The sequence below is a fragment of the Nocardia brasiliensis IFM 10847 genome (genome assembly GCF_000710915.1).
In the GTDB taxonomy this organism is placed as follows: domain Bacteria; phylum Actinomycetota; class Actinomycetes; order Mycobacteriales; family Mycobacteriaceae; genus Nocardia; species Nocardia brasiliensis_A.
In genome coordinates, this window is the sequence record NZ_BAUA01000132.1 from 1 (window position 1) to 853 (window position 853).

Annotated in this window: 1 protein-coding gene and 1 pseudogene; one reads left to right on the forward strand and one right to left on the reverse strand. The window is 67.6% G+C overall.

The window, feature by feature from the left end:
• Window positions 1-187 (forward strand): annotated as a pseudogene (locus NBRGI_RS27065) (TetR family transcriptional regulator); the annotation flags it as partial.
• Between the two features lie 7 nt (window positions 188-194).
• Here the strand turns inward: NBRGI_RS27065 and NBRGI_RS27070 are convergent.
• Window positions 195-853: phenylalanine 4-monooxygenase (locus NBRGI_RS27070; protein WP_036561026.1), on the reverse strand; the 659-nt coding region annotated here is incomplete at its 5' end.

Sequence of the window (853 nt, forward strand, 5' to 3'; positions counted from 1 at the left end):
GGGGATGCTGGCCGAACGACTGGGGGTCGCCCCGGACGACTTCGAGGTCCGGGTGCTTTCCGGTGCGCTGGCGGGCATCGCGCTGGCCATCGCGACGATCGCGCCGGTCAACGCCGAGAACCTCGCCAAAGCGATGGAATTCCTCGAAGCGGGCCTGCCGCTGGGGCGGGACCGTTCCGGGCAATAGTCCGAACCTACTGTGCTCCTGCGGTATTCGAATGCCGCAGCCGCTGTGGGGTCTCGTCGTCCATGGTCGCGAAGAATCCGCCCACCACGTCCTCGATCTCGGCGATCGACTCCGCGCAGTACAGGATCGGCTGGTAGTGCGTGATGTCGTAGACCGCGCTGCCCATCTCGGCGACGTCGAGCGGGCGCAGGTCGGCGCCGCGGAACTCCTCGATCTCACCGTAGGAGGAGAGCAGGCCCGCCCCGTAGCAGCGCACCTCCCCCTGTTCCCGCACCACCCCGAATTCCATCGAGAACCAGAACACGTTGGCCAGGAATTTCAGCGCGGTATCGGTCTCGAGCCGTCCGACGGCCGCACCGACCGCCTCGTAGATGGCGGCGAAGCGCGGGCTCGCGATCTGGTTGGCGTGCCCGATGATCTCGTGGATGGCGTCGGGTTCGGGCGTGTACAGCGGCGCCGAATGGTGCCGAATGTACTGGGTGGAGTGGAAGATCCGATCGGCGAACGAACCGAAGAACTCGCGCAGCGGCACCAGGCCCGCGGCGGGCGCGTAGCGAAATCCGCTGAGCGGCAGCAGCGCCGCGGAGACCTCGTCCAGCTGCGGAATATGGTCCTCGGGCAGGGCGAGCCGTGCCGCCGACGCCAATACCTCTGCGCAGGCGTAGG